Origin of the sequence: Veillonella parvula (assembly GCF_032472435.1) — a bacterium.
In the GTDB taxonomy this organism is placed as follows: Bacteria; Bacillota; Negativicutes; order Veillonellales; family Veillonellaceae; genus Veillonella; species Veillonella parvula_N.
In genome coordinates, this window is sequence record NZ_JAWEGM010000006.1 from 34,591 (window position 1) to 51,682 (window position 17,092).

The following is a 17,092-nucleotide window of genomic DNA, read 5'->3' on the forward strand; positions in this document are numbered from 1 at the left end:
TTCGTTAAATATTTTCCTATGAAGTTATCTATAATATAACTCTACTTAATCCTCTTTATGCTCCATAGATTTTGGAAGTGTCAAAATTAATAGACCAGCAAGGAACATACAAGCCCCCATTACATAGTAGCCATAAGCAAAGCTACCTGTGTGACCATTGATGAATCCAAGCATATAAGGACCTACCCAGCCCCCCATGTTACCTGAAGAGTTAATGAGTCCCATCGCCCCCGCTGCAGCAGCGCCAGATAAGAAGGTTGTTGGCATGGTCCACCATACACCCATACCACCGTAAACACCTACTGCAGTTAAGCATATAAAGAATAAGCTAACTTCTGGAGACAGACTGTGTGGTGTTGCTAAGAAACCAATAGTACCAATGAACAATGTAGTAGCAACGTGCCAACGTTTTTCATTGCGCTTTTCAGAAGAGTAACCACAGTATATTTGTACAAGTAAGGCTGCTGTCATTGGAATAGCAATAGACCACGCTACCACACTTGGTGGCCATCCAGATAAGCTTTTAAGAACTTGAGGCATCCAAAAACTAAAGCCCCAGAAACCAATAACCCACAAGAAATAGATTAACGCTAGGCGCAATACTTTTGGGTCTTTCAACGCTTGCCAAGTAGTATATTTCTTTACCGCTTGCTTTTGTTGCTCTTCTTTTTCAAGCTCGGCTTTAATATATACCTTTTCTACATCAGTTACCCAAGATGCATGTTCAGGACGCTCTTTCATCCAGAATGCGAAAATGAACGCAAAGATCACAGCAGGAATAGCTTCAACGATAAAGAGTGTACGCCAACCATGTAGACCAAAGAACGTTGTATCCAATAAAATACCTGCCAATGGCCCACCAATGATGTTAGAGAACAATAAAGACGTCAACATCAAAGAGATCGCCTTCGCACGCTCCTTTGGCAAGAACCAATTTGGAATAAGTAATGAATAAATTACAGGATATAAAGAAGCCTCACATAGACCAAGTAAAAATCGATAAACATAAAATTCCAACTCAGTGGTCATCGTCGTCATAAGAATACATACGAGACCCCAACTAAACATGATACGCGCCACCCAATGCATAGCATTACAACGAGCTGCAATTAAAGATGCAGGCACTTCAAACAAAACATAACCAATAAAGAAAATGCCTGCCCCCATACCAAATACTTCTGGCGTCAACCACGGTAAATTCTCCTTCATAGTCAAGCCTGCATAAGCAATATTAACACGATCTAAGAAGGCAATAATAGAAACAATAAACAATGGTAAGACTACGTGAAGCATACGACGTTTCGTAAAATCTTTGAAATTGATGTCCCCACTTTGAGGCTCTAGTGTAGATGAGTTCATATAATTCCTTTCTGCTTATTAAAATATTACATACTTTACCATCTTAAAAGAACAAACGTCCTCTGTCAATGGAACTATATAAAATATAGAAATATCAAATAGGAATAGTGAAATCAAAATAATAGCATATAAAAATAGAAAAGGTATATTCGCTAGAAATGACTATATAAAATAAAAAAGCACTTTATAGTATAAATCTGTCTCTATTATAAGATAACAAAATACTATAAAGTGCTTTCATATTAATTAGTACTAACAGGATCATAATCAGCAGGCACAGGAGCGACGATACTCACAAAGATGACATCTTCTGTTCCAGTATTTTTTGCACCATGACATTCACCCTTTTTAGATACTATAACTTGCCCCTTTGTAAAAGGCACCTCCGTATCCGGCGTTGGATAAAATACCCCCTTGCCTTGCAATATAACCCATATATCATCAGAGTTATGATGGTAATGCTTTGGTAAGGTTTGACCAGCTTTAATAACCCATATTGAGCCACCTGTGGAATCAGTTTGATAAAATGGTGTCTTAACAGCTTTCTCCAAACTTTCAACTTTCACGAGTTCCATATCAAAAACACGTTGATCACTCATAATGCTCACACCTTTCATTGATTAACAACTAGCGAGTGCCCGATGCATATTCTCGCATATTAATATCTAGAACCTCTCGAACCGGGTGACTTAGAGAATCCTCATATTGTACTTTCCACTGAATATCCTGATTCATCTCGCCATTTTGTAACCCCGCAATGGTTCCCCCATCACCTATTAGATTATCATGTTCGAAAATATAATTCAACACATTATAAGCATGAAATACTACATGATTAGGATCTACACCGTGAAAGTGATACTGTAAATCAGGTAAAAATAATGTACTCATACCCACAGAATCTACCATCATATCATTGGTACCTTGAATACTAAAATAACGTACATTTACAGCATAATAAATAAAACGAGTTACCGCTTTATCTGAATGATTTTCAATCGATTCACGACTTAAGAACTTACGAGATGGACCAAATACAACAGCTTTACAAGATGGATATAGCTCCAACAGTGCATCTACATATTTCACTAGCATATCGGCCCGTTCTTTAGCCTCTAAACCAGAGGCTAACATATCCGTAGCAAACACCCTGTATTGACACTCTGTCAACAACTCATCCACATTGGGACAATCCCACACCTGACTACGTTCAAAATCATCTAATACAGGCTTATCGATTTTCTCACAATCCGTCACCATTAACGTCGGTGAAATATCTGCATCAGTATCCTCGTAATGCACCTTATAATTCTGAGGAGCAAAACCAGCAGACTCACGACGGTGATCAAAACAATCAACAGGTCCTAGATGCTTCGTAAATATCTCTATCATTGTATCCCGATCAGGCATATCACACTGCTTCGGCATTAATAACTCAACGAAAAAAATACCACCTGGTCGGACTGAAGTATCTGTTAAATCTTGTTTAAAAACTTGGCTCATATGCGCTCTCCTAATTTTTAACTATTATTCTGATGAGTGTATTAATTTATACCATTTTACAATACCTTCAGGAATTAAATAATTTTCACTTTCCATCTTAGCCTTTACCCATCGGTATAAGTCATTTGGAGTAATAATATGAATCAAATCACTTTGAACGTTTGATTTATTTACTATACCTTCTGATGTAAATAGATATACTTCTTTTTTTCGCTTTTGGTCATCTACCAAATCAACATAATTATTAAAATCTAAGGGAACACTCCCTTTTTTTACCTGAGGATATGCAAGCATCCCATTTTCTGGATTTACTAATACACATTCATATAGCTCAGTTGCAATTTTATTCGTAGATGGGATTGTCACATAACCTTTACGATCATATAAATATAGACAAACTAAATCTTCACAATCATTTGGTGATAAACAATCATAAAACAATTGTTGTAAAAATTCTTCATTTGACTTCTCTAATACCAAAGGTTTTCCCCAAAATGCATATTCAGCATATTCAAACATATAGTCTTTATTTATGCGTTGTATAGTTCGACCGCGAATAAAAGCTGTTGCTACTGCTCCTGGCACCTGACTTTCATCACCAATCCGTTCCCACTTAATTCCTGTAATTTGATTAGCTGCATCAAAATCTAATGCATCCTTGTCACAATTATAAGTAAAATTAGAATCTTCGTTCACACGTCCTAGATAATAAATACCATTATCGCGCATCCAAATATAGTCACCCTTTTCGACTTCACTCAACATATCAACAGCGACTAAACGTTTTTTTTGATTCATCCCATATAAACCATACGTTCTAATAACATCATAATACTGATCTATATTTTCTATTTGATTACGTTTTTCTTGTATTTCAATTATAGCCTCAGGATTATAGTGCTTTATATGGTCATCCTTAATACTCCATCCTAAAGCGGCAACATCATTATCTAAACAATACTTTGAAATTTTTTCTCCACTACTACTATCTGTTCTTGTTTGTAATCTCCATACAGACCCCATTGTGTCAACCTCCAAATTAAATAATACAAACTTCATACAATAAATACATTACCTTTTAATTTATAGTATACAGGATGATATTCAGTACTACAAATCGCCATCCATCGTTCTACAAACTTCTCAAAATCAATGTTAAAATTACAATTTAATAGAATTTGCATAGAGTTTTGCAATAGATATACTCGTTCAATTTCTAATCTATCTATTAAAGAATTTCTTATAAGTTCACCCTTAACAACTTGTTTAAATCTTGCATATAAATAATCAATACACTGATTTTTATATCCAAGTTTATAATTGCTAGCCACAAATAAACTACGATATGATAATTCACTCGGGAGAAAAGATTCCCATTCTAGTATTTCATGTCCATCTTCAACCATTCTAATATACATATCATTAATATCAATATAATCTCGAATCCAACATTCAACCATTAAGTAAATATTTAATTCTTGCTCCATTAAGTCATCTATATAAAAGTCCTTTAATCCATCTATATCAAATTCTACATTAGCTCTATATTGATACATAGATATCCCCCTAATATATAATCACATTCTTTTATATAGATATTATAACTTTATGAATGCCCAAATTTTCACCCATAGCATCATATTTAATATATAAAAATCTCACATTATCCCCTCCCTACGGCCCTACAATTCATAAAAATACAAAAAGGCCCTCTCCGTGGTCCGTAGACGAACTTCAGTCATGTGTGAGTTCGAGGACCATAGAGAGGGTCTTTGTTTTAATTATAGAGGTTTACGAACCACGTCAAGGATAGAACCATCGCGGTATTCTACGATTGCCACGATGTCTTCATCTTTGTCGGATACAGGGATATCTTGTGGTTTACCTACTAAGTCAAATGCTAATTGTTGTAATTCTTCAATTGTGTAGATAGGCAAGTTGCTATCTTTGAAGCGTTCAATCAAATCAGTACGAGCTGGGTTGATGGCGATACCATATTCAGTAACGAGAACGTCAACGGAGGAGCCTGGTGTAATTACAGTTGCTACCTTGTCACGAATCATTGGCAAACGGCCACGGATCAATGGGCAAGTAATAACTGTGCATTTAGCACCTGCTGCTGTGTCGGAGTGACCGCCGGAAGCGCCCATCAATACACCGTTGGAGTCAGTCATTACGTTTACATTGAAATCAAGGTCGATTTCAGTAGCACCAAGGAATACTACGTCTAAGTAGTTTGTAGTGCAGTCTGTCCATGGGTTAGCGTACATGGAAGCGGACATTTCAATGTGAGCAGGGTTTTTATCCAAGGATGCAGCTGCAGTAGTATCGAATGTTTGAGTATCATAAATAGCACGAATCAAGCCTTCTTCAAGCATACCAGTCAAGATACCAGTAGCGCCACCGATAGCGAAGCCACCTACTTCACCGCGTTTACGAAGTTTTTCAGCAATGAATTTTGCTACAGTCAATGGAGCACCACCAGCGCCCAATTGGAATACGAAACCGTCTTTGATAATGCCAGCTTGGTCAAGGAATTCACCAGCTAGTTCAGCAATTTTGATTTGAATAGGGTTTTTAGTGAAACCTACTGCACCAGAAGCGATACCTTCTGGATCACCAATGCTTTCAACCTCAACAACATAATCAACATCAGTTTGAGGGATTGCATAGTTGTGTACATAATCAACCAAATTATCTGTGATAATAACAGTTGTATCTGCATAGTGGGAGTCAACTTTAGCATAGCCAAGAGCACCACATGCGGATTTGCCCATGCGACCAGTAGCATTACCGCGTGGGTCAGCTGTAGGAGCACCCATGAAAGCTACATCGATATGAACTTCGCCAGATTCGATAGCACGAGCACGACCACCGTGAGAACGAATCACTACAGGGCGTTTCAATACGCCAGGGTTTTGTGTTAAGAATTTACCAAGACGATCGCGCAAGCCAGATGTTTCAATAGCTGTTACAGTGCCGTCTTGAATCATTTCTACCAAGAATTCATGGCATGGGGACAAGGAAGAAGACGCGATAGTAATATCTTTAATACCTTTTGCTTGTACGCGTTCCATAACCATTTTCATTACATAGTCACCGTTGCGCAAGTGATGATGGAAGGACAAAGTCATGCCATCTTTTACGCCAGCCTTTTCGATTGCTTCATCGATGGAAGCAAGTACTTTATTAGTGCCAACACGGCTCATGTGTACAGGTTTACCTGCACGATGAACTTTAGGTTCAATGGCGAATTCACCTTGATATACTTCACGGCCTTCTAGTGCTGGGATATTTGTTGGGATATCGCGACCTACTTTATTTAACATCGTATTCTGCTCCTTCCTCTAATTCAACTTTAATGCCTGCTGCACGTGCTTTATCAACTACGCGTTGTGCACGAACTACGATAGGACCATCGATCATTTTACCATCTACGGAGATTACGCCTTTATTGTTGCGCAATGCATCTGCATAGCTGTTCAATACCTTAACGGAATGAGCGATTTCTTTTTCGTCAGGAGTGAATACTTCGTGGATAATTTTGATTTGGCTTGGGTGGATACAAGATTTGCCATCATAACCCAAAGCTTTAATGAATTCAACTTCTTCGCGGAAACCTTGAGGATCTTTCACATCGGAGAATACAGTATCGATTACTCGGATACCTGCTTCGCGTGCTGCATGAAGGATTGTTTGACGAGCGAACAACAATTCAACAGCTGGTTTATGTTTACCTGTGCGAAGGTCTGCACGATAGTCTTCAGCGCCAAGAGCGATAGCAACTACGCGAGGGCCGTGGCAGATTTCACGAACATTGTATAAGCCACGAACGGATTCGATAGCTACGATAATATTGATTGTACCTTCTGGCCAGCCGTTAGCTTTTTCTACTTCTTCGATTTTCTTCGCTACGATTTCAACTTCAGAAACATCTTCAGTTTTAGGTAAACGAATCATATCAGGTTTAGCTGGAACGATAACATCAAGATCGTCATAGCCATAAGGAGTTTGTGTAGGATGGTTGATACGAACAACTGTTTCTGCACGGAATTTACGGGATTTCAATGCTTCTGCAGTTAAAAGACGAGCTATGTCTTTTTCTGTAATTGGCACGGAATCTTCGATATCGATCATGATGGAGTCAGCACCGTGAATATCTGCACTGTTAATCATTTTAGGTGTATTACCTGGTACGAACATCATGGAACGAGACAAACGTTTTTTAGCAGCCTCTGTTAATGGGTTTGTTTTAACTTCTGGGAATGTTTTATCGTTAGCCATTATGCTTTGCTCCCCCTTTCCAATGCACCTAATACGCGAGCTTTAATTGTGTAATCCCAAGCATTTTTATCTTGTACGATTACTTTTACGCCATCATAACCAGCTTCTTTCACTGTGTTCAAGATAACGGATTTAATTTGATCGCCATATTGACGCATAACTTTGGATGTTAATTCGATTTCGATACCGCTAGCAATCGGTTCAACCGTTACTAATGCATCATTTTTTTCGTCGAAGCCAGCTTGTGCAGCTTTTACTAATTGTGCCATGTTGCATCCTTTCCTTGTGAAACATTTATAAAACCCAAATTTGTACAGACTCGTCGCGAGAGCCTATACAGATATTGAATACTAACAATTAAAATCTAACACTCCATAGTGAAAGTTTCTGATTACATGAAACCAGCGATTTTCCACCAAGGGATACCGATTACGTAGTTCAAAACTAAACATACAACGGCGGAGATAAGACCAACTGTCCACCAGTCTTTTACATTGTTGTAACCAGCGGAGAAGATGATTGGACCAGGAGCCGCACCGTAGTGAGTTACGGAACCACCATAGGAGTTTGTCCCAATTAAGATGAAAGCTAGTAATGTAGGATCGATACCTGCGTTGATACCTACAATCAAGAATACTGGTAACATTGCAGAAATATATGCAGTACCAGATGCAAAGAAGTAACGAACAGCAACAGAGATTACAGAAATAAGGATAAGCATCATGAATGGATCTAAGCCAAAGTTCATATGAGCCTCTAAGTATTTAGCCAACCATTCGAAGAATTTACCTTTAGTCAATGCAGAGGATAAGCCCAAGATACCACCGAACCAAATCAATGTGTTCCAAGCTGCTTTAGTTTTGAGCAAGTCATCCCAATTAATAATGCCACATACAAATGTAGCAAGCATAGCTACGATAGCCACTGCAGTAGCATTAATATTAATATCAAAAGTAGGAAGAACCCAGCCTACGATTGCAAGAAGTGCAATGGCAATAAGGCCTTTTTCAGACGCTTTCATAGGTCCTAATTCTGCTAACCCATCCTCAGCAATTTTCTTATTGTCGATTTCTTTTACAGAAGGACGTTCATACATATAACCGATGAATGGGATACACATTAACATAATGAAACCAGGTACGAACATAGCCAACGCCCATTGCGCCCAGTTCAAGGATACCCCTGTCAATTTAGTGATGAAATCTAATGCTAATAAGTTTGGCGCCATTGCAGTAGCAAAGAAGAAGGATGTGACCTTTGTTGCGAAGTAACCATTTTGCAAGAGGTAAGCACCGGCTTTTTTAGCAGTTTCACCAGGATAGGAACCAACAGCTTCAGCGATGGACAAATTGATAGGATATACGATACCTGCCGCGCGAGCTGTGTTGGATGGAGTTGCTGGAGATAAGATCATATCAAGGAATGCAGTTACATAGCCAAGACGAAGCGTAGTGCTACCAAAGGCGCGAACCAAGTGGTACGCAATGCGGTGGCCAAGACCAGTTTTACCAAACGCAACGGATAATGCGAAGGCTGCGAAGATTAACCATAATGCTGTGTTACTGTAGCCAGTTAATACATCTTTTGTGTTATTCAATAAAATAGAAGATGTAGCAACACCTAATAATACTGTAATAGGAACAGGGAATGGTTTTAATACCAAGCCCACGATAGTTGCTAAATAAATACCAAATAATTGCCATACTTGTGGTTTGAGCCCTTCTGGGGTGCCACCAAACCATGCGATTGCGACGATGGCAGCCATAACGGCAACGCGCCATAATTTGTCTTTCATGTGTGTCTTTCCCTTTCTGAATTAACTTAGGCATACATAAAATCATCTAGTCTTCAACAACATAACCGTTCGCGACGTCGATTACATTGATTAAGTCTATACTCATTATAAATGTTTAAAAGAAATATGAATAATAGATTACCTTTATAGGGGTTATAAAAACTTTTATATCTGTCAATCATACTTTTTATGCATTTTAAGCATAGTTTTACAGTCCCAAATGAAAAAAATGCATGTATACGTCCCCAAAGGGGTGTATACATGCACTTACATGGTACTGCCTTTCTCTTTCGAGACACTTTTATTATTATCTATTATATCGAAAAAGTCCAATACTGAAACAGCATGGATAAACAGTTAGAAAACCTCATAGATATGCTCTATTGATAATTCCTAAGACTTATATTCTCTAAATATACTATTATCTACAACGGTGTGTTCCTTGTAATAGTTACGGACATATTCAATAAAGGTATTAACAACGATTAAATTTTCCGAATCTTTTGTGTACACCATATTGGTATCACGGGTGATATATTCACCATTTTTACTGCGTAATGGACTCACATAAATATCTTTATCCTTACAGGATCCAAGTCCCATATAGGTCAAGATAGACCAACCAAGACCAGCACGAACAAAGTGACGACACGTACTCATAGAATTTACGTCCATCGCCACACTTGGGGGCTCGTCAAAATGTTCTGCACACCAAGTTTCGATAATATTTGCTACCGATGCATCTGTTTGGTATTTAATGAACGGTACCTTTACTAAGGATTCAGGCGGCACTAATTCTTTATATACAAGACAATAGGGCTCTGCTAGTAACAGTTCAGACTTACCAGACACGTCATAGCCACCACGAGCAAAGGCGACCATACAGTCACCAGTATTAAACATTTTTACCACTTGATGGCTGAAAGCAGTCTTCACTTGAATATGAACATCAGGATATTGTTCGCGGAAAGCTCTCAATAAAGCAGGTAGTTCATAATCTGCAAAGTTGATAGATGATGCGATTTTCAAGGTCCCTTGAATCTTGCCAGAAGCGGAGTTCATAGCGTGCTCCAAAGCCTCTTCTTCTTGCATCATTCGCTTACAGTAATCATAGAAAATTTCGCCTTGTGCCGTGAGGGCAATCCCCTCAGCAGTCCGCAACAACAGAGAATGGCCCAAGGCTTTTTCCATATGGCGCAACCGATAACTCAACGCTGGTTGCGATAAAAATAATTTTTCTGCAGCCCTTGTAATATTGCCTTCATCGACAACAGTAACAAAGGTTTGCCATTCTCTATCGTCCATACAAACTCCTTTATTATCGCTTATTACCAAAGATGCGTAATAAGGATAAGAATAAGTTAATGAAATCTAGGTATAGGCTCAAAGCGCCTGTGATTTCAATGCGGTCTAAAATTATTTCATCCTCCATGAGCGCCACTTGTGTCACATTATTCTTAATGCGGTTCACATCGATAGCTGTAAAGATAGAGAATACTACAACACCTACATAACCTAGAACTAAACTAACAGTATCACTAAAGCCACTGAGTACAGTCCAGTTAAAGAAGCGGGCCCCCATCATCACCAAGGATACGATGATCATGCCGAACAATGCCGCCATCACATATGGTGTAAGGGATGATAAATTACGTTTAGTTGTAGCCCCTACCACTGCAAAGCCAATGAAGAAAGCAAGCGTACCTATTAACGCCGGAATAACAACATCAAACACATTGTATCGCAATGATACCAAAGTCAATGTGAGACCATTCAAAGCACTATAGAGGAAGAACATACCTCGTAACGTCATTACATTAGCAGAATATGCACGAGCACTAAAAAGGAATACCACACCTAGCTCTACTAATAAGATAATATTAAAATTTTGGTACGCAAAGCGTAACCAATTTGGATTCACTAATGCAGCAAAGCCAACACCAATAGTTGTAAGTAAGCCTACAACCATCCATAAAAAAGAGCCTTTTAATCGTTGGGATACGATACTTTCAACCTGTGCAACCTCAGCTGCAGTAGGTCCTGTTACATTATATGGATTCATACTATCCCTCCTTATTTAATTATCACTTATAGAGATTATCGAGCATTGGCAATGCCCGCAAACACCTTACCACGTTCGCCATCGATAGTCACTTCTTGACCTTCGAGGAGCACTTCATGAGCATTTTTAGCGCCTAAGATAACAGGAATACCATAGGTAATGCCCGCAATAGCGCTGTCCGATGTATAACCATCTTCTACGGCAATAATGCCACCTGCTCGTTTTGCAATAGCCATCAATTCAGGCTCAATTGTGCCTACCACAAGGATATCACCATCTTTGAAACTTTCATAATTACCCTTATGATTAGCCGCAATGTATACATTACCTGTAACGGATTTACGTAAAATACCATTGCCAGACAAGAGTACTCGACCTGCAATGTGAACGCGAATCATGTTTGTAGTACCGGTTGCACCGGATGGCACACCAGCGGTAACAACTACAAGGTCACCAGACTCGATAGCCCCAGTACCAAGCGCACCAGTAATGGCTTGTTTTACCATTTCATCGGAGTTGATAATTTCATGTCCCTTAATAGCCTCTACGCCCCAGCATAATTGCATGCGACGAATAGTTTCCTCATGAGGTGTGACAGCGATGATTTTACAATCTGGACGATGACGCGCCACGCTAAGTGCGGTGTGGCCAGATTCAGTACATGTCAAAATAGCAGCGGCCCCGAGATTTTGAGCTACGCGCACACTAGCCAAGCATACGGCGCTTGTAGTAGTCATTTCTTCATCCTCACGAGCGCGGCTATAGCTATCGTAAATAGCAGCCTTTTCCGTTACCTCTGCAATGCGAGTCATGGTCGCAACAGCTTCTACAGGATAGGAACCATTGGCTGTTTCACCAGATAACATAATCGCATCGGTACCATCCAAAATGGCGTTAGCTACGTCACTTGCTTCCGCACGTGTTGGACGTGGATTTTGAATCATAGACTCAAGCATTTGTGTCGCCGTAATAACGGGTTTACCCAAGTTATTGCATTTTTCAATCATCATCTTTTGAAGTACTGGCACTTCTTCTGCAGGGATTTCTACACCGAGATCGCCACGCGCAACCATGAGGCCATCAGCTACTTCCAAGATTTCATCGATATTTTTAACGCCTTCTGCATTTTCGATTTTCGCGATAATCTTGATATCTTTTTTCTCAGACTCAAGAATGCGGCGAATAGCCACAATGTCTTTACCCCGTTGCATGAAGGATGCGGCCACAAAGTCTACCCCTTGTTGACAGCCAAAGCGCAAGTCCGCTTCATCCTGTTCAGATACAGGTGGCAAGCTTAGTGCTACACCTGGTACGGCTACACGCTTGCGGTTGCCGATTTCCCCGCTATTTTGAACAGTTGTAATGATATTATTGCCTTCGATAGCATCGATGGTAAGTGTTACAAGCCCATCAGCCAATAGAATTTTATCCCCTACGGACACATCACCTGTAAGACCTTTGTGGTTCACGGAGCTAAGCTCTTTTGTGCCTTCCACATCATCTGTAGTCAACGTAAATGGTTGACCAGCTTCGAGGAATACCTTGCCCTCTTTAAATAGACCGAGACGCACCTCAGGGCCTTTTGTGTCGAGCAATAATGCGATTGGTTTATTCACAATCATCGCTGCATCGCGCACCATTTGCATGCGTTCTGCCTGCTCTTCATGGGATCCGTGAGAGAAGTTAAAACGAGCTACGTTCATGCCCGCCCGCATCATATCTTCTAAGATACCAAATTTATCCGTTCCCGGACCTACAGTACATACGATCTTTGTACGTTTCATCTTTCCTCCTATGAAAGCACCTCCAAGATTGGATCTTTCATTTCTTATTATATCAATGTTGGTGAAAGCTATCTGTGCTCCACGCAACATATGTTATTGCACCTCTACGGAGCCCTCGCCTAGAATAGATTCAATAGCGCTAATGGATTCATCACTAGGGTCAAAGCACATATTTGGTGGCAGATTAATCCGTTTTCGTTGACGGTGTAAATATAATGACGTTGGCACGGAGCCAGCAGTGCTAGTCAACACGCGTTTTAAGGCTTCGCTATTTTCTGGTGTATCATATTGGCTATAAATGTGGATTGCCACCTGTTTTGCCTGCCCATAGTTTACCTTTAATGGCGTAATACGGTCTGCAATGATTTGCACACCTTTTTCATCCGCATCAACCCGGCCTTTTACCTTAACAATCATATCGACCGCAAGGAATTGCTGACTTTGACTAAAGACCTTAGGGAATGCAACTACATTAGCCGCACCAGAATAATCTTCGATGCGAAGAATGGACATAACCTCATTGCGCTTTGTCATGCGATCCGATTTATTTTCGATGAGGCCACCAAAGGTAATGGTTTGACCATCGTATTGCTCTGGATTTTCTACGAGAGCGCCCAGTTCAAAGAGCCCTTCCAGCTCCTTCGCATATCCTTGCAATGGATGCCCCGTAATATAAAAGCCGGTATATTCCTTTTCATCCTTTAATTTATCGTCCTCCGATAAATCCTCCACATTGGGAACAGGAATGAAATCGACAGCTTCTTCCATATCGCCAAAGAGATTCATGGTACCCATAGCGGCATCTTTTTGCTCTTTAGCACCAACGGCTTGTGCGCTTTCATACATATGCAACAATTGGTTACGATTTTCCTTGAAACCATCCATGGCGCCGCAGCGAATGAGACTTTCAAGAAGTCGTTTATTAACGACCTTGTTGTCCACCCGTTTGCAAAAGTCCACGATATCCGTATAAAGACCATGCTCATTGCGCTCAGTAATCAAGCGATCAATGGCATTGTCCCCTACGTTCTTGATACCGCCAAGGCCGAAACGAATAGCATCGTCTTGTACGGCGAAGCTGCGCTCAGAATAGTTAATATCTGGGCCTAGTACCTTAACATTGTGCTTCTTGCAGGCATTAATGTAGTAAGTCAATTTCTGCATGTTCTGCATGAAGCTCGTCATGGTTGCAGCCATAAATTCTGGGAAGTAGTGGGCTTTCAAATACGCCGTTTGGTACGCAATATACGCATACGCCGCACTATGTGATTTATTAAAGCCATAGCCCGCAAAGTATACAAGCAAGTCAAATACTTCGTTCGCCACGGATTCATCGATACCGTTTTTAACAGAGCCCTGAATAAAGGACTCGCGCTGTGCTTTTAGAACAGATTCCTTTTTCTTGCCCATGGCACGGCGCATCAAATCCGCTTGACCAAGGGAGAATCCCCCCATGGCGGAGGCAATCTGCATAACCTGTTCTTGGTATAGGATTACACCAAAGGTATCTTTTAAAATCGGTTCTAAAATTGGATGTAAATAGGTAACCTCTTTTTTACCGTGACGGCGGTCAATAAAGTCCGCCACCATCCCAGAGCCTAGTGGCCCTGGACGGTACAAGGCTACCAACGGAATCAAGTCCTCAAAATGCTCAGGCTTAAGGTCCATAACGAGCTTAGTAATACCTTCCGACTCGAGTTGGAATACACCAGATGTGTCACCCTTGGTGAGAATGTCACAGGCCGCCGCATCATCGAGCGGAATGGCATCTAAGTCTAGGTCAATACCACGGTTCGCCTTGATGAGCTTTAAGGCATCCCCCATAACTGTCAAGGTACGGAGGCCCAAGAAGTCCATCTTTAAGAGGCCTAACTCCTCGATATTGTCCTTATCGTACTGCGTTACAAAGCCTTCATCGTTGGCATTTTGTACCGGTACATGGTCATCTAAAGGATCTGCAGAAATTACAACGCCCGCCGCATGAGTGGACGAATTTCGCGCTATGCCTTCTAGCTTTTTACCAAAATCAAATAACTCTTTAACATTTGGATCGGCTTCGTATAAAGCTTTTAACTCTTTGCCTTGTAACGCCTTATCTAAGGTAATACCCAATTCGTTAGGAATCATCTTAGCAATACGGTTTACCTCCGCCAGAGGTAAGTCGAGCACACGACCTACGTCACGGATAACGGCACGAGCCGCCTCAGTACCAAAGGTAATAATCTGAGACACACGAGCTTGACCGTATTTTCTTGTCACATATTCGATGGCTTGACCACGCTTTTCATAGCAAAAGTCAATATCAATATCGGGCATGCTTACCCGCTCTGGATTTAAGAACCGTTCAAAGAGCAAGTCGTATTTCAATGGATCAAGGCCTGTAATACCTAATAGATAGGCTACTACAGAACCGGCCGCAGAACCACGTCCAGGACCTACTAAGATATCGTGCTCACGAGCATAGCGCACATAATCCCATACGATGAGGAAGTAGTCCTCAAAGCCCATGGTTCCAATAACATCTAACTCGTAGTCGAGACGTTTTTGTAACTCTTCAGAGGTCTCTCCATATAGGCGAGGAATTTCTCGTTCACAAACCTTACGTAAATAGGTCTTAGACGTTTCCCCTTCTGGCACATCAAAGTGTGGCAAATGATGTTCGTCGAAATTAAACTCTACATTGCAACGGTCTGCAATTTTTAAGGTGTTTTCGATAGCCCCTGGGATATGTCCAAATAACTCCGCCATCTCATCCCCAGACTTGAGATAAAACTCATCATTCGGGAATTTTAAGCGGTCTACCTCAGCACGGCGACGACCTGTAGATATACAAACCTTAATATCCTGCGCGTCTGCATCCTCTTTTAAAACATAGTGGAAATCATTAGACGCTACAATGCCAAGACCATATTCCTTGCTGAGCTTAATGAGTTCCTCTTGAGCCTTTGCCTCCTCTGGCAAACCATGATTTTGAATTTCTAAGAAAAAATTATCCTTGCCGTACGTCTCGATATGCCATTCGATGGAACGCTTGGCGCCTTCCATATTGTCTTGCAAAATATACTGAGGAATTTCTCCTTGAATACACGCACTAAGGGCAATAATCCCTTTGCTGTATTGGCGCAATAAATCTCGGTCTGCACGAGGACGATATAACATACCTTCCGTAGATGCTTTAGACACGATTTTAACAAGATTACGATACCCTTCCATAGTCTCCGCCAATAGGATGAGATGTTTTAATCTTTCACGGCTGCGACCTTCGGGACGATCAAATCGGTTGTTTTCCGTTACATATACTTCACAACCGATGATAGGCTTAACGCCTTGGGCTATACACTCTTTATAGAAATAAATGGCTGCGTACATATTGCCATGGTCCGTGATGGCAAGGGCGGGCTGATTTAACTCCTTCGCACGACGTACCATGTCAGGCAAACGACTTATGCCGTCTAGCAAACTAAACTCTGTATGACTATGTAAATGTACAAATGGCTGCATGGTACACCTCCTTTAAGGGCGATGAGCAAAATACACGTTCAATGACTTCTTACGAGCCTTCCAATCTGGCAAAAACTGTGCCACGAGATTGTGAAAGTTCTTGGAATGGTCTAAATATTTAAAATGAGCAAACTCATGAACCATAACGTACTCAATATACGCCTGTGGTCCCTCTAACAAACGGGTGTTCATCTTGACGAGCTGCTTTGCAGGCGTACAAGAACCCCAACGACTCTTCATTCGCTGCTGTTTTATGATTGGCATAGGCACATCAATACCTTGCTTGTGAAAGCGCTGATACACGACCTTTGCCCAGTGGACAAAGACCTTCTCCCCTAAATTACGCCAGTAACTCTGCATTAATTTATGCTTTGCTTCAAAGGTCGTACCCTGAGGTACAACCATGGTAAGAATGGCTTTCCCGTCAAAGCCTATGTGAGGCTTTCCATCCTGCTCAACTAAGCGCAACGTAACTGGAATGCCGAGGATGGATAAACTTTCACCATTCACATACTGCAACGCATCGACGCGCTTGGCATTCAATGCATCAATCTTGTAACGAGCCCGCTCAATGAAGGACATATTCTCGATGACAAACTTGTCCACCCTATAATCCGGCACATACCCATTCGCCGACACATGGATCACACCATCCTTTGTAATGCGCATGTTCATGTTCTTCACACGCTTGATGGTTAACTCATATTCAATTATGTTGCCATTATAGGTAATAGGCCTAGTTGTTGAAGTATTCATACCTTTTATTTTATCATAAAACACTCATAAAATCGTAAAAATCTGGTA

The 17,092-nt window shown here is 40.7% G+C and carries 14 protein-coding genes; all 14 read right to left on the reverse strand.

Annotated elements, in window-relative coordinates; all coding sequences use genetic code 11:
• Nucleotides 1-45 precede the first annotated feature (45 nt).
• The 14 genes from E7A03_RS08240 to E7A03_RS08305 all read right to left on the reverse strand — a co-directional run bounded on the left by E7A03_RS08240 (nt 46) and on the right by E7A03_RS08305 (nt 17,068).
• A complete protein-coding gene (locus E7A03_RS08240; protein ID WP_012864712.1) occupies nt 46-1,359 on the reverse strand; it encodes an MFS transporter in 1,314 nt (437 codons plus the stop codon).
• Between the two features lie 242 nt (nt 1,360-1,601).
• Nucleotides 1,602-1,958: a cupin domain-containing protein gene (locus E7A03_RS08245; RefSeq protein ID WP_012864713.1), complete on the reverse strand. Its 357-nt coding sequence runs from the start codon at nt 1,956-1,958 to the stop codon at nt 1,602-1,604.
• A gap of 28 nt (nt 1,959-1,986) precedes the next feature.
• Complete coding sequence (locus tag E7A03_RS08250) at nt 1,987-2,862, reverse strand: DUF4261 domain-containing protein (RefSeq protein ID WP_024061617.1); 876 nt, start codon at nt 2,860-2,862, stop codon at nt 1,987-1,989.
• Between the two features lie 24 nt (nt 2,863-2,886).
• Complete coding sequence (locus tag E7A03_RS08255) at nt 2,887-3,885, reverse strand: hypothetical protein (protein WP_012864715.1); 999 nt, start codon at nt 3,883-3,885, stop codon at nt 2,887-2,889.
• Between the two features lie 32 nt (nt 3,886-3,917).
• The gene (locus E7A03_RS08260) at nt 3,918-4,418 is read right to left on the reverse strand and encodes a hypothetical protein (RefSeq protein ID WP_008602610.1); all 501 of its coding nucleotides are present in this window, start codon (nt 4,416-4,418) and stop codon (nt 3,918-3,920) included.
• A 225-nt stretch (nt 4,419-4,643) separates the two neighbouring features.
• On the reverse strand, nt 4,644-6,191 hold the full coding sequence (gene citF, locus E7A03_RS08265; RefSeq protein ID WP_024061618.1) for a citrate lyase subunit alpha: 1,548 nt from the start codon (nt 6,189-6,191) through the stop codon (nt 4,644-4,646).
• Nucleotides 6,181-7,146 carry an HpcH/HpaI aldolase/citrate lyase family protein gene (locus tag E7A03_RS08270; protein WP_024061619.1) on the reverse strand — a complete coding sequence of 322 codons (966 nt, stop codon included), beginning with the start codon at nt 7,144-7,146 and terminating at the stop codon, nt 6,181-6,183. The genes citF and E7A03_RS08270 overlap by 11 nt, the downstream gene beginning before the upstream one ends.
• Nucleotides 7,146-7,415: a citrate lyase acyl carrier protein gene (gene citD, locus E7A03_RS08275; RefSeq protein ID WP_024061620.1), complete on the reverse strand. Its 270-nt coding sequence runs from the start codon at nt 7,413-7,415 to the stop codon at nt 7,146-7,148. The genes E7A03_RS08270 and citD overlap by 1 nt, the downstream gene beginning before the upstream one ends.
• Nucleotides 7,416-7,537: 122 nt before the next feature.
• Nucleotides 7,538-8,941, reverse strand: coding sequence for an anion permease (locus tag E7A03_RS08280; RefSeq protein WP_024061621.1), 1,404 nt, complete (start codon nt 8,939-8,941; stop codon nt 7,538-7,540).
• Between the two features lie 393 nt (nt 8,942-9,334).
• Nucleotides 9,335-10,246: a LysR family transcriptional regulator gene (locus E7A03_RS08285; protein ID WP_278457999.1), complete on the reverse strand. Its 912-nt coding sequence runs from the start codon at nt 10,244-10,246 to the stop codon at nt 9,335-9,337.
• A 13-nt stretch (nt 10,247-10,259) separates the two neighbouring features.
• Nucleotides 10,260-11,003 carry a Bax inhibitor-1/YccA family protein gene (locus E7A03_RS08290; RefSeq protein WP_316074008.1) on the reverse strand — a complete coding sequence of 248 codons (744 nt, stop codon included), beginning with the start codon at nt 11,001-11,003 and terminating at the stop codon, nt 10,260-10,262.
• 35 nt (nt 11,004-11,038) lie between these two features.
• On the reverse strand, nt 11,039-12,787 hold the full coding sequence (gene pyk / locus E7A03_RS08295; protein WP_278458001.1) for a pyruvate kinase: 1,749 nt from the start codon (nt 12,785-12,787) through the stop codon (nt 11,039-11,041).
• A gap of 93 nt (nt 12,788-12,880) precedes the next feature.
• Nucleotides 12,881-16,288 (reverse strand): DNA polymerase III subunit alpha, encoded by a 3,408-nt coding sequence (locus E7A03_RS08300; RefSeq protein WP_316074009.1) that lies wholly within the window; start codon nt 16,286-16,288, stop codon nt 12,881-12,883.
• 12 nt (nt 16,289-16,300) lie between these two features.
• Entirely contained in the window at nt 16,301-17,068 is a 768-nt protein-coding gene (locus E7A03_RS08305; RefSeq protein ID WP_316074010.1) for a M48 family metallopeptidase, read from the reverse strand.
• Between the last annotated feature and the right edge of the window lie 24 nt (nt 17,069-17,092).